The organism is Shewanella frigidimarina, assembly GCF_003797125.1.
GTDB lineage: Bacteria > Pseudomonadota > Gammaproteobacteria > Enterobacterales > Shewanellaceae > Shewanella > Shewanella frigidimarina.
Window position 1 is genome coordinate 251,927 of sequence record NZ_RKKE01000005.1, and the last position, 19,490, is coordinate 271,416.

The 19,490-nt window shown below is 42.3% G+C and carries 14 protein-coding genes, 1 tRNA gene and 2 rRNA genes; 4 read left to right on the forward strand and 13 right to left on the reverse strand.

The window, feature by feature from the left end; translation table 11 throughout:
- Positions 1-4 precede the first annotated feature (4 nt).
- From EGC86_RS16045 to EGC86_RS16080, 8 genes are all read right to left on the reverse strand, one after another.
- Positions 5-544, reverse strand: a complete 540-nt coding sequence (locus tag EGC86_RS16045) for a YfiR family protein (RefSeq protein WP_123778213.1) — start codon at positions 542-544, stop codon at positions 5-7.
- Between the two features lie 10 nt (positions 545-554).
- Complete coding sequence (locus EGC86_RS16050) at positions 555-2,597, reverse strand: TonB-dependent receptor plug domain-containing protein (RefSeq protein WP_123778214.1); 2,043 nt, start codon at positions 2,595-2,597, stop codon at positions 555-557.
- Positions 2,598-2,948: 351 nt separating this feature from the next.
- Positions 2,949-3,485 carry a YfiR family protein gene (locus tag EGC86_RS16055; protein WP_011639416.1) on the reverse strand — a complete coding sequence of 179 codons (537 nt, stop codon included), beginning with the start codon at positions 3,483-3,485 and terminating at the stop codon, positions 2,949-2,951.
- A 10-nt stretch (positions 3,486-3,495) separates the two neighbouring features.
- Positions 3,496-5,532 carry a TonB-dependent receptor plug domain-containing protein gene (locus tag EGC86_RS16060; RefSeq protein WP_123778215.1) on the reverse strand — a complete coding sequence of 679 codons (2,037 nt, stop codon included), beginning with the start codon at positions 5,530-5,532 and terminating at the stop codon, positions 3,496-3,498.
- A gap of 346 nt (positions 5,533-5,878) precedes the next feature.
- Positions 5,879-7,060 carry a BaiN/RdsA family NAD(P)/FAD-dependent oxidoreductase gene (locus EGC86_RS16065; RefSeq protein WP_123778216.1) on the reverse strand — a complete coding sequence of 394 codons (1,182 nt, stop codon included), beginning with the start codon at positions 7,058-7,060 and terminating at the stop codon, positions 5,879-5,881.
- Positions 7,061-7,184: 124 nt separating this feature from the next.
- Positions 7,185-8,201: an NAD(P)H-dependent glycerol-3-phosphate dehydrogenase gene (gpsA, locus tag EGC86_RS16070; protein ID WP_011639423.1), complete on the reverse strand. Its 1,017-nt coding sequence runs from the start codon at positions 8,199-8,201 to the stop codon at positions 7,185-7,187.
- Between the two features lie 3 nt (positions 8,202-8,204).
- A complete protein-coding gene (secB, locus tag EGC86_RS16075; protein ID WP_011639424.1) occupies positions 8,205-8,678 on the reverse strand; it encodes a protein-export chaperone SecB in 474 nt (157 codons plus the stop codon).
- Positions 8,679-8,884: 206 nt separating this feature from the next.
- Positions 8,885-9,319 carry a rhodanese-like domain-containing protein gene (locus EGC86_RS16080; RefSeq protein WP_011639425.1) on the reverse strand — a complete coding sequence of 145 codons (435 nt, stop codon included), beginning with the start codon at positions 9,317-9,319 and terminating at the stop codon, positions 8,885-8,887.
- Between the two features lie 251 nt (positions 9,320-9,570).
- Here EGC86_RS16080 and gpmM point away from each other — a divergent pair, with 251 nt between their 5' ends.
- The 3 genes from gpmM (at position 9,571) to EGC86_RS16095 (ending at position 13,206) form a co-directional block, all read left to right on the forward strand.
- Positions 9,571-11,112 (forward strand): 2,3-bisphosphoglycerate-independent phosphoglycerate mutase, encoded by a 1,542-nt coding sequence (gene gpmM, locus EGC86_RS16085; RefSeq protein WP_123778217.1) that lies wholly within the window; start codon positions 9,571-9,573, stop codon positions 11,110-11,112.
- 10 nt (positions 11,113-11,122) lie between these two features.
- The gene (locus EGC86_RS16090) at positions 11,123-12,256 is read left to right on the forward strand and encodes a murein hydrolase activator EnvC family protein (RefSeq protein ID WP_102036886.1); all 1,134 of its coding nucleotides are present in this window, start codon (positions 11,123-11,125) and stop codon (positions 12,254-12,256) included.
- Positions 12,257-12,447: 191 nt separating this feature from the next.
- Positions 12,448-13,206 (forward strand): divergent polysaccharide deacetylase family protein, encoded by a 759-nt coding sequence (locus EGC86_RS16095; RefSeq protein WP_425376046.1) that lies wholly within the window; start codon positions 12,448-12,450, stop codon positions 13,204-13,206.
- On the opposite strand, the gene EGC86_RS16100 is transcribed toward EGC86_RS16095, so the two are convergent.
- Both EGC86_RS16100 and EGC86_RS16105 read right to left on the reverse strand, forming a co-directional pair.
- A complete protein-coding gene (locus EGC86_RS16100; protein ID WP_123778219.1) occupies positions 13,181-13,636 on the reverse strand; it encodes an Rrf2 family transcriptional regulator in 456 nt (151 codons plus the stop codon). The two genes, EGC86_RS16095 and EGC86_RS16100, sit on opposite strands and share 26 nt — an antisense overlap.
- Before the next feature lie 35 nt (positions 13,637-13,671).
- Positions 13,672-13,923, reverse strand: coding sequence for a YkgJ family cysteine cluster protein (locus EGC86_RS16105; RefSeq protein ID WP_011639430.1), 252 nt, complete (start codon positions 13,921-13,923; stop codon positions 13,672-13,674).
- 242 nt (positions 13,924-14,165) lie between these two features.
- Here EGC86_RS16105 and rihA point away from each other — a divergent pair, with 242 nt between their 5' ends.
- Entirely contained in the window at positions 14,166-15,098 is a 933-nt protein-coding gene (rihA, locus tag EGC86_RS16110) for a pyrimidine-specific ribonucleoside hydrolase RihA (protein WP_123778220.1), read from the forward strand.
- Between the two features lie 957 nt (positions 15,099-16,055).
- Here the strand turns inward: rihA and EGC86_RS16115 are convergent.
- The 3 genes from EGC86_RS16115 to EGC86_RS16125 form a co-directional block, all read right to left on the reverse strand.
- A tRNA-Asp gene (locus EGC86_RS16115) sits at positions 16,056-16,132 on the reverse strand.
- A gap of 104 nt (positions 16,133-16,236) precedes the next feature.
- A 5S ribosomal RNA gene (gene rrf, locus EGC86_RS16120) occupies positions 16,237-16,352 on the reverse strand.
- A 151-nt stretch (positions 16,353-16,503) separates the two neighbouring features.
- Positions 16,504-19,408 (reverse strand): 23S ribosomal RNA (locus tag EGC86_RS16125).
- Positions 19,409-19,490: the final 82 nt, after the last annotated feature.

Sequence of the window (19,490 nt, forward strand, 5' to 3'; positions counted from 1 at the left end):
ATTTTCATCGTTTAACCTCAAGTGCCAATTTCAATACTTGTGAACTGATATCCAACCCTGAAGCCTCTAACACTTTAATATTAATATTGAAAAACAATCGTTTATCTTTTTCAACGATTTCAATCATGCCTCCTTGCACCGCAAATCCCGAGATATCTGAAACCGTTAAAATAGGTTTATTATCGACAGCCAAAAACAAACGACGAGTTAAATCCCTAGAGTTAGCATCGATAAATACCACATCACACTGTTCGATTTGACTTGTTTCTGATAGCTGAATAGCCGTGATTGATTGAGTCACCAATTTTTTCTTCGCAAGCCCCATAAAACTATCGCGATATTGATTTCCAAAGAAACATATTTTCCACGCAGATGGTGTATTAAGTCGCGATTCTGGCCACTGGGTAAATTTCGCGAAGTTATAGGTAAACGCCGCTTTTAAATCAAACGAGTCCTGGGATATAGCCATAGATGAACGCGGAAGCAGCACAAATACAACCAATAATAAATACAGTATCTGTCGACTCAAATTAGCTTTTTTCATTGTGGCGACCTTAAAAGCTTAACGTCGCTTTAACAAAGTAACTTGGTCCCACCCGATAAGGAAATTGTAAGCTTTCTCCTTCATATTCAAGGTGGGTAGGATGAAGCAAATTTTTCCCGAACGCCGATAATGAGACATCCGGCGTAACCATCCAGCGTAGCCCAATATCCACACTATGGTAGCTAGGAATTGTCTTCATACTTGTGCCGTTTTGGCTTATCACGTTAGTGTTATCGATAAAACGCCATACGAAGTTAACATCTATATCATCGGTAATATTCCAATCAATTATTGTCGACAACATATGCTCAGGTGCATCAGTATTCTGATTTAAACTGCCACCAAATTCGCTTTGGATAAAGCTGTAATTGGCTCTTAACTGAAGCGCATTCGTTGCAACCCACAGCGAAGATAATTCAACCCCATAATTATACCCATCCAAACTATTGCCAAATAAGACATATTGCGAAATATAATTAGGGAATGTACTGAAATCAATTGTACTGTCAGACTCTGACACGCTGCGCAGTTTGCCATAATCGTTATAAAATACGGTAGTATCAAAAGACCATTGGCTTGCCGGAATAAAACGATATCCTATCTCGTATGAGACCATTTCTTCGGATTCAAAATTGTCGTTACCCGACACCCATACCTTAACCAGCGGGGCCACGTCAGAAGGCGGTATATTAAGGGCATTTGCAGATATATTGTTTTCTAATCTTGATGGGGTTCGCACTGCTCGAGCAATAGAAGTCCATACGCTGTTTCTTGTATCTAACTGCCACCTAAGACGAATATTGGGTTGAACTTCAAAACCTGTATAGTCATTTTGTTCAAAACGCGAAGCCAGAGTAAGCCACAACTCGTCTTTAACTAGCATAATTTCGTCACTGATGAACGCACTCCACAAATCAGTATTTGTCGAGGAAGCCTCACTACTTTCTAAAATAGGGCTGGATCCGAGCTCATCTTGTATATAACGGTATCCTAATCCCCAAACCACATTATGATTTTGCCCAATAATTAGCTGATGCTGAAAATCAACATCAAAGGTTTCACTGCTTAAACCATACAAATTTTCATCTCTGTTGGCATAATCGTAATAAGTTTGCACACTATATTCAGAGGTTGCCGATAATGCTTTGGTGTACTTTGATAACAAGTTAAAGCCATCACTTTTGACTTCGTCAGTATAATAATTTCGATATAGCGGCGCTTCTGTTGATGCAATATTAGGTGCTTGCTGCATTTTAGATGTGTAAAAGTCACTGCTTAACGTGAGACTTGTGTCTGTCTCTAGCTGAATATCAATGCGCCCACCTAATTGCAGATGCTGCCAGCTATTATCTTTGCCTGCATCGGCAAATGGTACCAGTAAGTCACTCTCAAGATCATTTAGGTCAAGCTCAAACGAATCTCTTTCATGGCCTTTCAAATATACTCTCGACGTGACCTTGTCAGACAATGTTGATCCATAACGAAAACCAGCAAAGCCTTGCTCATAATCTCCAGCACCTAGCTCTCCATAGCCTCCTAATGTGTCGGCACTGTGTTTAGTGATAATGTTAATCACACCATTAACCGCATTCGCCCCCCACAAAGCAGCACTTGGACCACGGATGACTTCGATACGCTCAATGTCAGCCATAAGCGTGTCTTGCACTTCCCAATAGACACCTGAGAATGCTGGAGAATAAAGGGTTCGGCCATCCATCAATACCAATAATTTGTTATTGTAGCGCCCATTAAAACCACGACTTCCAATGGCCCACTTTTGTGAGTCAATCTGTGCTACATGCAGCCCTGGCACATCGCGAAGCGCTTGTGGAATTGAGGTCGCACCAGAGCGACGAATACTCTCGCTTGTAACAACATAAATTGCTGCTGGTGAATTGGATAGAGGCTGCTTTTGTTTTGATACAGAAGTCACTTCAACATTCATTAACTCTTGTAGACTGAGATCTAAAGAGTCTGAATCAGCGGCTATAGCTGTAGAACTCGCAGAAAAAACAAATAATGCAGAATAAAAAGTCATTTTCAGCTTTAACATTTTCAATAATTCCTTCACCAAGCCAAAGATAGCAATGCCAATTTATTTTTCAAAAAATTAAATCACACAAACAACTTATTCGATTAAGTTTAAAGTATGTTCAATGGTAAATCCATTAACATTTTATCAACAACCTACCAAAAATGAATCGTCAAACATCTCAATTTTAATCTTCTGTTAATTTTTGATGACATAAATATGACTATCGGCCAATCCAGTAATATCATTAGCAAGTTAACCTCTTTTGACTACCTCGAAAGGATTAAACATAATTGCTGATAGACTATTACTCGCGATAATATCGCTAAGCATTATGTTAAACGATAAACTTCGATGACAAATTCATTACTTTCATCGCTTAACCTCAAGTGCCAATTTCAATACTTGAGAGCTGATAGTTAATCCAGATTTTGCTACCACTTGCATATTAACTTTAAAATACAATCGCTTATCTTGCTCGACGATTTCAATCATCCCGCCTTGCATTGCAAAACCTGTGATATCCGAAACCGTTAAAATAGCCTTATTATCGACAGCCACTAACAATCTATGGGTTAACTCCCTAGAGTTAGTGTCTACAAATACAACATCGCACTGATCGATTTGGCTTATTCCAGATAACTCAATGGCCATCACAGACTGAGTTCCCAGCGTTTTATCGGAAAGTCCCATGAAACTGTCGTGATATTGATTTCCGAAAAAACATATTTTCCATGCAGATGAGGTATTAAGACGCGCTTCAGGCCACTGAGTAAACTTAGCAAAATTATAGGTTAATGCCGCTTTTAACTCGAATGCGTTCTGCGCCATAGAGACTCGCGGAAGCAAAATAGCTCCCACGACCAATAATGAATACAGTAACTGTCGACTTAAATTTGAGTTTTTCAATGTTGCTACCCTAAAAGGTCAAAGTAGCTTTAATATAATAACTTGGTCCCACACGATAAGGGAGTTGGTAACTTTCTCCTTCAAACTCAAGGTTTGCAGGATGAAGTAAATTTTTCCCGAATGCTGATAACATGACATCAGGCTTAACCTTCCAGTGCAGTCCTAAATCAACTCCGCTATAGCTATCAATTTCCTTAGTACTAAGGTCATTGATATTCAATACGTAAGCTTCATCAATAACACGCCAAACTAGATTAAAATCAACATTATCGCTAATGCTCCAATCCATCATTGTCGATATCATATGCTCTGGGGCATCAGTATTTTGACTTTGACTGACACCAAATTCATTTTGAGTAAAACTATAATTTACTTTGAATTGGATAGTATCAGTTGCAGCCCACTGAGATGAGAGCTCGAATCCATAGTTATATCCATCAAGATCATTACTGAATGTTAAGTATTGCGAAATGTAATTGGGAAATGTGCTGAAATCTGTTGCACCGGCTGGAGCATTGCGCAATTGGTCATAATCGTTATAAAAAATTGTTGAATCAAATGACCATTTTTTCGCTGGCGTAAATCGATAACCCACCTCATACGAAATGATGACTTCAGATTTATAATCCTCGTTACCAGCCACCCATATACTAACCAATGGTGACTGAACTGAAGGCGGTATGATTTGTGAGTTCACCGATAGATTATTTTCTATCCGCGACGGTGTTCTGATTGCGCGTGCAACAGAGGCCCACAGATTGTTTTTTTTATTCAACTGCCACATCAGGCGAGCATTCGGTTGAACCTCAAAGCCTGTGTAGTCATAGTGTTCGAAACGTGATGCTAACGTCAACCACAACTCATCATCAACTAACGTAATTTCATCACGAATAAATGCGCTCCACAAATTGGTTCGAGTTGATTCTGACTCGCTACTTACAATAATAGTGCTTTGGTCGAAATCATCTTGAATAAAGCGGTAACCGAGTCCCCAGATAATATTATGATTTTGTCCAACAAGTAGCTGATGCTGAAAATCAACATCAACCGTTTCACTACTAAAACCATACCAATCATCATCTCTTTTTGCATAATCGTAGTAAGCTTGAAGGCTGTATTGAGAGGTTGGTGATAACGCTTTGGTGAGTTTTGATAATAAATTAAAGCCATCGCTGCTGATGTCATTACTATTAAAGTCACGATATGACGGACCAACTAATGAAGGGTAATAAGAGGTCTGCTGCATTTCAGTGCGGTACACATCACTGCTCAACATAAGGCTTGTGCCCGTATCAAGCTCCATATCAACGCGGCCTCCCACTTGAAGATGCATCCAATCGTTGTCTTTATCAACAGTGGCTAATTGCTCCGCAAGACCGCTATCGAGATCTTGCGAATTATACTCAAGCGAGTCTCTGCTATGGCCTTTTACGTACACTCTTGATGTTGCATTATCTGATAATGTGGAACCATAACGAAAACCTGCAAATCCTTGCTCATAATCGCCAGCCCCCAATTCTGCATAACCACCAGATGTATCAGCACTGTGTTTGGTAATAATATTAATCACACCGTTTACTGCATTGGCGCCCCACATTGCCGCGCTGGGCCCGCGTATAACTTCAATGCGCTCAATATCAGCCATCAGAGTATCCTGAACCTCCCAGTAGACACCTGAAAATATTGGAGAATAAAGGGTTCGGCCATCCATCAATACCAGTAATTTGTTGTTGTAGCGCCCATTAAAACCACGGCTACTGATGGCCCACTTTTGAGAGTCAATCTGCCCTACATGCAGCCCTGGTACATCTCGAAGTACTTGCGGAATAGAAGTAGCACCAGAATTACGTATATGTTCGCTTGTGATGACATAGATTGCAGCGGGTGAATTCGATAAAGGCTGCTTTTGTTTTGATACCGAAGTCACCTCAACATTCAGCAACTCTTGCAGACTTAGATCGAAAGAATTTGATTCATCGGCAGTAGCTATAGATGTAGCAAAGCAAGCCAATAGCGCAGAATAAAAAATAACGTTCAACTTTAACATTTCCAACAACCCCTCACTAAGCTAACGACAATTGTGAGAGCCTGCTGATTAAAGACTCAAAAAAATTCACAATTGATTTACATGATTAACTTACACGATTAAGTAAAAAAAGTATGTTACAGGATAAGAGATTAAGTAATTTTTGAGCGATAGATCTTGTGCAGAACAATAAAAATGCTCTTAGGATCGAAATCATCACAAAGAGTTTACCCGTAAGGGCGCTCTTTTGATCAGTTTTTCGTTTTAGCGTCGGCCTCAGTCCAGCTTGTAGAATTATTAAAAACAACGAGTTAGCCGCTACGGGTAATGAGTGCTTACGGGCAAACTTTATTGTCTCTACACACAATTAAACAACCAATCCAGCTGCGACACCAGATGACCAAGCCCATTGAAAATTAAATCCACCTAACCAACCACTTACGTCCATTACTTCACCAATAAAGTACAATCCAGAGACCTTATTAGCTTGCATGGTTTTAGATGATAATTCATTGGTGTCAACGCCGCCTAAAGTGACTTCTGCGGTGCGGTAACCTTCGGTGCCATTCATGGTAATAGACCAGTCGTTTAAGTCGTTAGCTAGTTTTTCTCGCTCGCCGTGGCCGAGTTGGTTTAATGCTTTATCGAGTTGAGACTCGTCAAATAGTGTTTCAACCAAACGCTTAGGTAACCACTGGCTTAAGGTATTGCGTAGGCTTTGCTTTGGATGATGTTTTAGTGCAAATTCAATTTTATCTAACGCGTTTTCACCCGGTAATAAATCGATAGAAATTGCTTCACCTGGCTGCCAGTAATTAGAAATTTGCAGTACTGCTGGGCCTGATAGACCTCGATGAGTAAACAATAACGCTTCGCTAAATTGAGTACCATCTTGGGCGGTAATGGTTGTTGGCACAGCAATACCCGATAACGGCTCAAAGCGCACTTTTTGTTCGGCATGCCACGTAAATGGAACTAAACCAGCACTGGTAGATAACACAGTTAAACCAAATTGCTCTGCCAGCTTATAGCCATAAGGCGTAGCACCTAATTTGGGCATGGACAAACCGCCAGTCGCTATCACTAACGACTCGCAGCTAAAGTCGCCATTTGAGGTAGTTAAATTAAATCCTGTATCTGTTTTAGTAACAGATAGCATTTCAGTACGCAGCTTTACTTTAGCGCCGGCCCATTCGCATTCAGTCATTAACATGGTGACGATTTCTTTGGCTGAGTCATTACAGAATAACTGCCCATGCTCGCGCTCATGGTATTCAATACCATGACGTTCAACCAGCTCAATAAAATCGCTTGAACGATAGCGAGCTAATGCTGATTTTACAAAGTGTGGATTGCCACAAATAAACTGGTGCGGCTCAACCTTTTGGTTGGTAAAGTTACAACGTCCGCCACCACTGATAAGAATTTTTTTGCCCGCTTGTTTGGCGTTGTCTAGCACCAATACATCACGACCTCGATAGCCCGCGGTTGCAGCACACATTAATCCTGCCGCGCCGGCGCCGATAATAATTACGTCATGATGTTTCACGTTTTACTCCACACTTTAAATGGGTTGTTTTGTATTTAATTGATAAATATTAAATGCAAAAAAGGATGCTATTTTAGCATCCTTTTTGGTATCTACTCACGGTTAACTTAGCCGCTCTGTTGCACTATTTTTTCAGTGTTTCAGATTTTTTGTCTCGACTGAGTAACTCTTTTGCTGCTTCAACGGGTGCTTTACCTTGGTATAACACTTGGTAAATTTGCTCGGTGATCGGCATTTCTACCCCTAGGCGTTTGGCTAAGGTAAACACTTCTTTAGTGTTTCGATAACCTTCGACTACTTGACCGATTTCTTCTTGGGCGGTGATCACGTCTTTGCCTTGACCTAAAGCCAAACCAAAACGACGGTTACGCGACTGATTATCGGTACAGGTTAGTACCAAGTCACCTAAACCAGCCATACCGATAAAAGTAGATGCATCGGCGCCGATAGCTTCACCTAAGCGACTCAGTTCCACTAAACCACGAGTAATGAGTGCGGTGCGTGCATTTGCACCAAAACCAATACCGTCGGACATACCTGCACCAATGGCAATCACGTTTTTAACCGCTCCGCCTAATTGTATGCCGATAAAGTCGTCATTTGCGTATACACGCAAGCGTTTTGGACTATGAAGCAATTCGACCAAGTCATGGGTAAACTGTGGGCATGTACCCGCAACCGAAATAGCGGTAGGTAAACCAGCGGCTAATTCTTTGGCAAACGTAGGCCCAGACAACACAGCGAGTGGATAATGTTCACCTAATTGCTCACGAGCAACATCTTGTAATAAACGGCCAGTTTCAGGCTCTAAGCCCTTGGTCGCCCACACAATACGTGCGTCGTCACGCAATAATGGTTTTGCTTGCTTAAGCACGTCACCAAATACATGGCTTGGTACAACAACCAAAATATTCTTGCTAGCGGCTAAGGCTTTGCCTAAATCAGCTTCGATTGATAAACAATCAGGAAACTGAATGCCAGGCAAAAAACGTTCATTACTGCGGCTTTCCGCTAACACTTGCATGCTTTTAGGATCGTGACCCCAAAGCAATGTCTTATGGCCGTTGCTGGCTAAAGAAATAGCAAGGGCGGTGCCATAAGACCCCGCCCCTAATACCGTAATTTCGGCAGCGTTATTCATAAATTATGCAGTTGCTTCTTCAGTTGCAGCAGCTTGACGCTGTTGAACGTACTGAGCAAATAGAGCATCAAAATTCACTGGAGCAAGGTTTAGTTGTGGGAAAGTACCACGGCCAACTAAGTTGCCAACTAATTCACGTGCGTATGGGAACAATACGTTAGGGCAATATGCACCTAAAGAATGGGCAAGTTGTTGCTCAGTTAAACCAACAATCGAGAAAATACCCGCTTGCTGAACTTCACATAAAAATGCAGTGTCTTCGCCATTTTTAGCGGTAACTGTCAGTGATAAAATCACTTCATATGTGTCATCAGACAATTTGTTGCTGCGAGTATCTAAATCTAATTTTACTTCTGGGTTCCATTCTTTCTGGAAAACAGCTGGGCTGTTTGGCGTTTCAAAAGACAAATCCTTTGTATAAATACGCTGAATGTTGAACTGTGGTGCTTGTGCTTCGTTGTTTGCTACTTCAGCCATAATTTCCTACCTATCAATGTTATTTAGCTTTTCTGTGAAGCTAATTGTGTTGGGCTTTCACTCAATGCATAAAGAATTAATCTAGCATTAGTGCTATCCCGTAAAGTTGATCCAGCTCGATAAATAATAACGAACAGGATCTTGATAATAAACCGTGTTAACTCATACCCAAATTCGTTAACACTGAATACCATTAAGCAACGATATTAACGCTTGCTTTTAACGACTGGTAAATTAGCACCTTGCCATTCGCCCATGCCACCTTTAAGGTTAAACACGTTTTCAAATCCTTGTTTAGTAAGAAGTTGAGCTGCTTGGCCTGATGTCATACCTGAGTTACATACTAATATAATGGGGCTGGTTTTAAACTTTTCAAGGCTAGTGACTTGATTATTTTTAATTTCTGATAAGGTCACATTGAGTGAATCAACAATATGGCCTTTCTTAAATTCTTCTTTGCCACGCACATCAACGAGTTTGGCATCTTGCTTATTCACCATGAGTGTTAGCTCTTGATGACTGACATTCTTCACTTTTGATGTACCAGATTTAATGACACTAACAACAAGTGCTACAAACAAGCCGACCCACGCTAAGCTTAACATTGGGTTCGCTTTAAAAAATTCCATATATTCTTGCATAATTACTGATTTCTCTGACGATGACTAAGATGAGATGGCCTCGAGTATATCGTTTTGCTCGGCAGTTTTCATTAAAGAAACACCTAAAATAAACGGTTTACGCCGAGTTATTCGTGACTCGCCCCTCGTTATCAGCTGCTTTAGTTATATCTTCAAACCTATATGCCTTTTGCACACTATCGATAAGTAGTAATATTCATACAATTGAAATTTTATAACACTTCTATTTTAACTTAATAAGGTACTTGCAAATGGCTAAAAAACGTCCACTCGCATTACTTATCCTTGATGGTTGGGGTTACAGTGAAGACACGCAAGATAACGCGGTTTTTCATGCAAACACTCCTGTCTTAGATAAGCTCAATGCACAATACCCTCACAGTCTTATTTCAGGTTCTGGTATTGACGTCGGATTACCCGATGGTCAAATGGGTAACTCTGAAGTTGGCCATATCAATATTGGTTCTGGCCGAATTGTTTATCAAGAACTCACCCGCATCAGTAAAGCAATTGCAGACCATGAGTTTGAACAAAACGCTGCACTTTGCGATGCTGTAGACAAAGCCATTGCCGCAAACAGTGCGGTGCACATTATGGGACTATTATCTGCCGGTGGTGTACACAGCCATGAAGAGCACATTGAAGCTATGTGCCGTATGGCTGTTGAACGCGGCGCAACGAAAGTGTATTTACATGCCTTTCTAGATGGCCGTGATACGCCACCCCGTAGCGCTAAAAATAGCTTGGTTCATTTTGATGAGCTATTTGCCTCATTAGGTCATGGCCGAACAGCATCAATTATCGGTCGTTACTTTGCCATGGATCGTGATAATCGTTGGGATCGCGTATCGCAAGCCTACGAATTAATTACCGAAGCTAAAGGAAAGTTTACTTATGCTTCTGCACCAGAAGCGCTTGAAGCGGCATATGCTCGTGATGAAAACGATGAGTTTGTTGCAGCATCTGCAATTGTTGATGCGCAAGGCGAAGCTGCCGTATTAAGCGATAATGATTCACTGATATTTATGAATTTCCGTGCAGATCGTGCTCGCCAAATCACTCGCACTTTCGTGAATCCAGATTTTGACGGTTTTAAACGTAATAAAACACCAAAAATCAACTTTGTGATGTTAACTGACTACGCTGCAGACATTAATGCTCCGGTAGCCTATCCATCAAGTGATTTAGTGAATACTTTAGGTGAAACCCTGCAAAACTTGGATAAAACCCAGCTGCGTATTTCAGAAACTGAAAAATATGCCCATGTGACATTCTTTTTCAATGGCGGTAAAGAAGAGCCATTCGAAGGGGAAGATCGTATTTTAATTCAGTCGCCTAAGGTCGCTACATATGATCTGCAACCTGAAATGAGCTCGACTGAATTAACCGATAAATTGGTCGCGGCGATAGAATCTACAAAATATGATGTGATCATTTGTAACTATCCAAATGGTGATATGGTCGGCCATAGCGGTAACTTTGATGCCGCAGTTAAAGCTTGTGAAGCGGTTGATGCATGTATTGGTCGTGTCGTTGAAGCATTAGCTAAAGTGGATGGCGAATGCTTGATTACTGCCGATCATGGTAATGCCGAAAAAATGAAAGATCCTTCTAACGGACAAGCATTTACAGCTCACACCAGTAACTTGGTACCGTTCGTTTATGTCGGTCGTGATGCCGTAATAAAAGATGGTGGACGCTTGAGCGATATTGCGCCAACTATGTTAACCTTGATGGGCCAAAGCATCCCGAAAGAAATGAGTGGACGCTGTATCATTGACCTTAAAGAGTAAACATTAACTCGTGATAACTCGTTTATTTATTAAAGCCAGCATTGTTGCTGGCTTTCTAATCTTTTCATTTACGGCAAATAGTGCTGATTTGTCTTCACGCCAGTCGGCTTTGAAGTCTATTCAAGCACAAATAAACCAACAACAAAATTCGCTCAAAGACACCTCAAGGCAACGCGAGAAGCTTATTGCGTTACTAAAAAGTGACGAGCAAGCGATTGCAAAAGCTGCTAAAAAAGTCAATCAATCACAAAATTCGTTGGCTGAAGTTAACGTCAAAATTAACGCTTTAGATAAACAGCAGATTGATTTAGCCAAGCTAAAAACAAGTCAGCAAGACACCTTATCAAAGCAGTTATCTAGCGCTTATTTAGCGGGTAATCATGACTACACTAAGATGATGCTTAACCAGCAAAACCCCGCCACTGTTGAGCGCATGCTGGCGTATTATCAATTTCTCAACAATGCCCGCATAAAAGCTATTCAACAACTCAAGCAAACTAGCATTGATCTTAATAAAGTTAAGCAACAGCAAGTAACAGCAAAGCAAAAACTCAATGCTTTAGTGATAGATCAAAAGCAACAAGCGCTGCAATTAACCAAAGAGCAAGGCCAACGCCAACAAACATTGACTCAACTACAAAGAACCTTATCTAGCAAAGGGGCAGAATTAGAGCAACTGCAAATAGAAGAGGCAAGTTTAAAACGTATAGTGCAACAAGCAATGCTTGCCGCAAAAGCCAATCCAACAATGGATGGATTAGTCAGTCAAAAAGCCAAATTAAAATGGCCAACTAACGGCAGAGTGAGCAAACGATTTGGTAGCAACCGCTCAGGACAAATTGTTTGGAAAGGGACAGTGCTTTCCGCACCTGAAGGACAAAATATTAATGCAGTGGCATCAGGAAAAGTTATTTATGCCGACTGGTTACGTGGTTTTGGTATGGTGTTAGTTATTGATCACGGCAAGGGTTATATGAGCCTCTACGGTCACGCCCAAACACTATTAAGACAACCTGGAGATATGGTGAAAACTGGCGAGTCGATTGCGCTTGTTGGTCGTTCTGGGGGACAAAGTGAACCAGGGCTTTATTTCGAAATTCGCAATAAAGGTAAGGCAGTCGATCCAGCCTATTATTGTCGTTAATAGCAAAACACTCACCACTGATATTTAATGGTTAAACGTATTACAGGGTATAGCGCTATGCCTTGCCAAAGAAAGCGGTAAACGGCCCGATTAATTAACACTATATCAACGACAATAACTGTGTTTATAATCACGCCATTATGTAGATATCATTGAACAATAAAACTCACACAACCAAGTAAGCTAAATTCGTGCGAAACCTACTATTACTCCTACTATGCCTATGTAGCATCATGCCCGCTACAGCGACTAAATTAGCCATTATCATTGACGATATTGGTTATCGCCTAACTGACGAAGCAGCATTGTCATTACCAAGCTCGATCACTTTATCGGTATTACCTCATACTCCGCTAGGACAAAAACTTGCGCAAGATGGTTATCATAAAGGTCATGAAATAATGTTACACCTGCCAATGCAAGCCTTAAATGGCAAAGCGTTAGGACCAGGAGGATTAACCAATGACATGAATGAGGCACAAATTAAACAACAGTTACAAAGCGCGTTCTCTAATATCCCATTTGCTAAAGGGGCGAATAATCATATGGGCAGTTTACTGACTCAAATGGATGAACCGATGTTATGGGTAATGCAAAGTTTAAAACAACAGCAGTTATTTTTTGTCGATAGCTTTACCACTAAATACACCAAAGCCAGCAGCAAAGCTATGCAGCTAGGAGTGCCATCACTGAGAAGACATATATTTTTAGATAACGACATTGGTGAGCGTGCACTTGAACGGCAATTCCAACAAATGATTACGCTGTCGAAACAACAAGGTAAGCTGGTTGTTATTGCGCATCCTTACCCAGAAACCATTCGATTTTTAAACGCTAATTTAGCTCGTTTAAACGATAATGACATCACATTAGTACCAACATCTCAATTATTTGATGACGTGAATGTGGCAGTAGCAAGTCATCCTAATCCAACTGCAACACTGAAATAGATAAGTCTGGTAGTGTAGATAAAATATCAGACTTATTGGATACAATATCAGCTAAAGTATATTGATCAAGCACAGCAAGATAAGCCGTAACAGCCTGACCCAACACGCCTTTTAATCGGCATATTGGCGTAAATCGGCAATAAGGAGATTCACAGTCAATAGGAGATAATGAATGCTCTAAATCACGGACCAATTGTCCAATTAACACCTCATCAGCAGCTTTTGCCAATCTAAAACCACCGCTTTTACCTCTGACAGTTTGCAAATATCCCATTTTACCCAATTGATGGATAATCTTGGCTACGTGGTTTGAAGAAAGGTCAAAAACACTGGTGACTTCAGCTATTCGAAATAAACTTTCGCGTTCAGATTGCACTGCAAGATACATCAAAATGCGAATACCAAAATCTGTATATCGGGTTAATTGCATGATCTAAAATATCCAAGGTAAGTAATAAGCGCAGATTAGCATGTTGAAGACTCCAAATCAGTGATCAACCATAAAGCTTGTTCATTTGTCGTGCCGCACACATCAATACTTGCACTAAACTCAGCACAAACATCTGGACGTTCTGGCTGACCAAAAATCATACAAAGATTATCAGCGTTTAATTGAATACAACGCACCCCAGCAGGTTTCCCCATCGGCATGCCTGGTATTGCACTGGTGATAGAAGGCGCAATGCAGCAGGCACCACAACCCAAACGACAATCCATAACTTTACCCACTAAATAAAAAGCACTCTATTTTACAAGAATGCACTCATAACGACATGTTTAATTACATTATTGATATCGAGAATAATTGAAATAGTCGCCAAGCTAAGGCAAGTTACCCTCGAGCATTTCTTCAACCACTATGCCATTGTATATTAGATCACATTTTTAGTTCTTAAGCATTAAGCCTACAACAGTCATAGTGGTACATTATACCCTCTTATAGAATAAGGAAATTACCCATGAAACGTCCTGTAATTCTCGACTGTGATCCCGGTCATGACGATGCCATCTCACTTATTTTAGCACTTAGTTCAGCAAAGCTTGATGTGTTAGCTGTTACTACCAGTGCAGGCAACCAAACACCAGACAAAACGTTAAACAATGCTTTACGTGTACTAACACTATTGGGTCGACATGATATACCCGTTACAAGTGGCGCCCCTAAGCCTTTAGCTCGTGAACTGATCATTGCAGACAATGTACACGGCGAGAGTGGTCTGGATGGACCAAAATTACCCGATCCAGCCTTTGCACCTGTAGAGCAAACGGCTATTGAACTGATGGCCGATAAAGTGCGTAACAGTAGGCAGCCCGTTACACTTGTTCCAACGGGACCGTTAACTAATATTGCACTTTTTCTAGCTGCTCATCCTGAGTTACATTCAAACATAGATAGCATAGTACTGATGGGCGGAGCGGCAGGAGTAGGTAACTGGACACCAGCTGCTGAATTTAATATTTTTGTCGACCCAGAAGCCGCTGATATGGTATTCAAATCAGGCTTACCAATAGTAATGTGTGGACTAGATGTTACCCACGAAGCTCAGATAATGGATGAGGATATCGAGCGAATTAGGGGCATTAATAATCCTATTGCGCAATGTGTTGCTGAACTACTCGACTTCTTTATGATTTATCACCGTGACCCTAAATGGGGGTTCACTGGTGCACCACTACATGATCCTTGCACCATTGCATGGTTACTTAATCCATCACTGTTTACTGCAGTTGATTGTTGGGTGGGCGTTGAAACTAAAGGTGAATATACACAGGGAATGACTGTAGTTGATCGTTATCAATTAACCGGTAAACCACATAATGCAAAAGTATTGTTTAATATTAACCGAACAGGTTTTGTCGACTTTATCGTAGAACGTCTAAGCGATTACTAACAAACTCATGCCATGCAGATAAAAGTAACCTGCATGGCAATAACTGCAGATAACAATTAATATCTTATTCGCTATCTGCAGTACTAATACCGAGCAAGCGTAACATTCAACTCTTTTCCTCTGCTTAAATAGTAACCAATTAATATTCCATACAAACTAGCTACAGCAATAAACAATGAACCCTCGGCTCAGGCAAGCAAGCTACTTATTATCTAAACAATCCACACCCATAATAAATAGCACACAAACTCGATAAACTTTTAATCTAACTTAACTAACACTCTGCTTTTAGCTATATATATCAATTTGGAGTTAATACCAATCCTATTAAATATGTGATCTTTCAGCGGGAGTTAAAGTGCTGTAGGCAAGGCAGATGATTGAAGCGAATAGTGATTCTCGGTAATAAACTCCTGCGTTACTCTACCTCCAGCATCTGACCGCCATGGATGGTTTGTTATGGAATAAAATAGACCATTCCGTCGTATTTTGAAAACATCTAACGAAAGATAAAGGACTTTGAAACCCGCCAGAATGGAGTCTCTCAGGTATTCCACTTCTGTTTTGCATCGATTTAAAAGAGAACAATCATTTCTACATCAATGCGCCTTGAATTGAAAAACCTGAGAGACTCTGAACTGAGCAGATATTTAATGAGATTGGTATAACACGTAAATCTCAGATACAAAAAAAGCCTCGTCGTTAGACGAGACTTTGATGTCATGACAAAGCAGACAATGATAATAAGAGTGGACCTAAACCCCGGCGTGACTGGTCACTTTCTGTTTATTGAGAGTCTACCGTCCAAATAGATTGGATGAATGCAAAGCAATACCGGGAACGTTGTTGGACCAACTAAATTAATGCAGCGCTTGTGGCTGTTGATATCTGTTCGGGCAAGATTGGTAAGCTTCAGATACAAAAAAGCCTCGTCGTTAGACGAGGCTCCTATGTAATTGGCGGAGCGGACGGGACTCGAACCCGCGACCCCCGGCGTGACAGGCCGGTATTCTAACCAACTGAACTACCGCTCCTTTAGCAAATTGCTTGCGCACGATGCTAAATGCTTTTTAAGTCGCTAGTATGTCATAACTAGGAGACTTGCTCTTTCGAGCATCTCTTAACGAGATAATTAGGCGCCTGGAAATGACCTACTCTCGCATGGGGAGACCCCACACTACCATCGGCGATACTGTGTTTCACTTCTGAGTTCGGAATGGGATCAGGTGGTGCCACAGCTCTATGGTTTCCAGACAAATTTGTTTATCTAACGCACTAATTCTTCATTAAGCATTAAATAATAATTCGGAAAGCTGATTGCTTTTACTCTTATTAAGAGTCTTGAGTTCACACTGTTTAAGCGCCTCATTCTAACACTAAGGTCAGTAAAACCCATCTGGGTTGTATGGTTAAGCCTCACGGGTCATTAGTACAAGTTAGCTCAACGCCTCACAACGCTTACACACCTTGCCTATCAACGTAGTAGTCTCCTACGGCCCTTTAGAGAGCTTAAAGCTCTAGGGATGACTCATCTTAGGGCTCGCTTCCCGCTTAGATGCTTTCAGCGGTTATCGATTCCGAACGTAGCTACCGGGCAATGCCATTGGCATGACAACCCGAACACCAGCGGTTCGTCCACTCCGGTCCTCTCGTACTAGGAGCAGCTCCCTTCAATCATCCAACGCCCACGGCAGATAGGGACCGAACTGTCTCACGACGTTCTGAACCCAGCTCGCGTACCACTTTAAATGGCGAACAGCCATACCCTTGGGACCGACTTCAGCCCCAGGATGTGATGAGCCGACATCGAGGTGCCAAACACCGCCGTCGATATGAACTCTTGGGCGGTATCAGCCTGTTATCCCCGGAGTACCTTTTATCCGTTGAGCGATGGCCCTTCCATTCAGAACCACCGGATCACTATGACCTACTTTCGTACCTGCTCGACGTGTATGTCTCGCAGTTAAGCTGGCTTATGCCATTGCACTAACCGTACGATGTCCGACCGTACTTAGCCAACCTTCGTGCTCCTCCGTTACTCTTTGGGAGGAGACCGCCCCAGTCAAACTACCCACCAGGCACTGTCCTCAACCCCGATAAGGGGCCAGAGTTAGAACATCAAAACTACAAGGGTGGTATTTCAAGATTGACTCCACTCAGACTAGCGTCCAAGCTTCAAAGTCTCCCACCTATCCTACACATGTAGGTTCAATGTTCAGTGCCAAGCTATAGTAAAGGTTCACGGGGTCTTTCCGTCTAGCCGCGGGTATACGGCATCTTCACCGCAATTTCAACTTCACTGAGTCTCGGCTGGAGACAGCGTGGCCATCATTACGCCATTCGTGCAGGTCGGAACTTACCCGACAAGGAATTTCGCTACCTTAGGACCGTTATAGTTACGGCCGCCGTTTACCGGGGCTTCGATCATGAGCTTCTCCGAAGATAACCCAATCAATTAACCTTCCGGCACCGGGCAGGCGTCACACCGTATACGTCATCTTGCGATTTTGCACAGTGCTGTGTTTTTGATAAACAGTTGCAGCCACCTGGTATCTGCGACTGCCGTCAGCTTAGGGAGCAAGTCCCATCACCAACAGCAGCGTACCTTCTCCCGAAGTTACGGTACCATTTTGCCTAGTTCCTTCAGCCGAGTTCTCTCAAGCGCCTTGGTATTCTCTACCCGACCACCTGTGTCGGTTTGGGGTACGATTCCCACTAACCTGAAGCTTAGAAGATTTTCCTGGAAGCATGGCATCAACTACTTCATCACCGTAGTGACTCGTCATCAGCTCTCAGCCTGTACATTAAAGTACGATTTCCCGGATTTGCCTAAGAAATCAACCTACCACCTTAAACGCGGACTACCAACGCCGCGCTAGCCTAGCCTTCTCCGTCTCTCCATCGCAGTTAGCGGAAGTACAGAAATATTAATCTGTTTCCCATCGATTACGCCTTTCGGCCTCACCTTAGGGGTCGACTCACCCTGCCCCGATTAACGTTGGACAGGAACCCTTGGTCTTCCGGCGAGGGAGTTTTTCACTCCCTTTATCGTTACTCATGTCAGCATTCGCACTTCTGATACGTCCAGTGTGGGTTACCCCTTCACCTTCAACCGCTTACAGAACGCTCCTCTACCGCGCACTTCTAATGAAATGCACCCGTAGCTTCGGTGGTATGTTTAGCCCCGTTAAATCTTCCGCGCAGGCCGACTCGACTAGTGAGCTATTACGCTTTCTTTAAATGATGGCTGCTTCTAAGCCAACATCCTAGCTGTCTAAGCCTTCCCACATCGTTTCCCACTTAACATACACTTTGGGACCTTAGCTGACGGTCTGGGTTGTTTCCCTTTTGACAACGGACGTTAGCACCCGCTGTCTGTCTCCCGAGTAGTACTCATTGGTATTCGGAGTTTGCAAAGGGTTGGTAAGTCGGGATGACCCCCTAGCCTTAACAGTGCTCTACCCCCAATGGTATTCGCTCGAGGCGCTACCTAAATAGCTTTCGAGGAGAACCAGATATCTCCGAGTTTGATTGGCCTTTCACCCCCAGCCACAAGTCATCCGCTCATTTTTCAACATAAGTCGGTTCGGTCCTCCAGTTGATGTTACTCAACCTTCAACCTGCCCATGGCTAGATCACTCGGTTTCGGGTCTACACCTTGCAACTAAACGCGCAGTTAACACTCGGTTTCCCTACGGCTCCGCTATTCGCTTAACCTCGCTACAAAATGTAAGTCGCTGACCCATTATACAAAAGGTACGCAGTCACGGTCTCAAGAACCGCTCCCACTGCTTGTACGTATACGGTTTCAGGTTCTATTTCACTCCCCTCACAGGGGTTCTTTTCGCCTTTCCCTCACGGTACTGGTTCACTATCGGTCAGTCAGGAGTATTTAGCCTTGGAGGATGGTCCCCCCATATTCAAACAGGATGTCACGTGTCCCGCCTTACTCGTTTTCATCTATGGTTAGTTTTCATGTACGGGGCTATCACCCTGTGCCGCTGTGCTTTCCAACACATTCCACTAACACCCCATAGACTTAAGGGCTAATCCCCGTTCGCTCGCCGCTACTAGGGGAATCTCGGTTGATTTCTTTTCCTCCGGGTACTTAGATGTTTCAGTTCCCCGGGTTTGCCTCACAACACTATGTATTCATGTTGTGATACATGCTTATGCATGTGGGTTTCCCCATTCGGATATCGTTAGCTCAAATGCTTATTACTAGCTCGCCAACGCTTTTCGCAAGTTATTACGTCCTTCATCGCCTCTGACTGCCAAGGCATCCACCGTATACGCTTGGTCACTTAACCATACAACCCAAATGAGTTTCACACCCTTGAATTAACAAGAGAAGAGCTCTGGGTCATATCATGACCAGCTGGTTTTTACTTG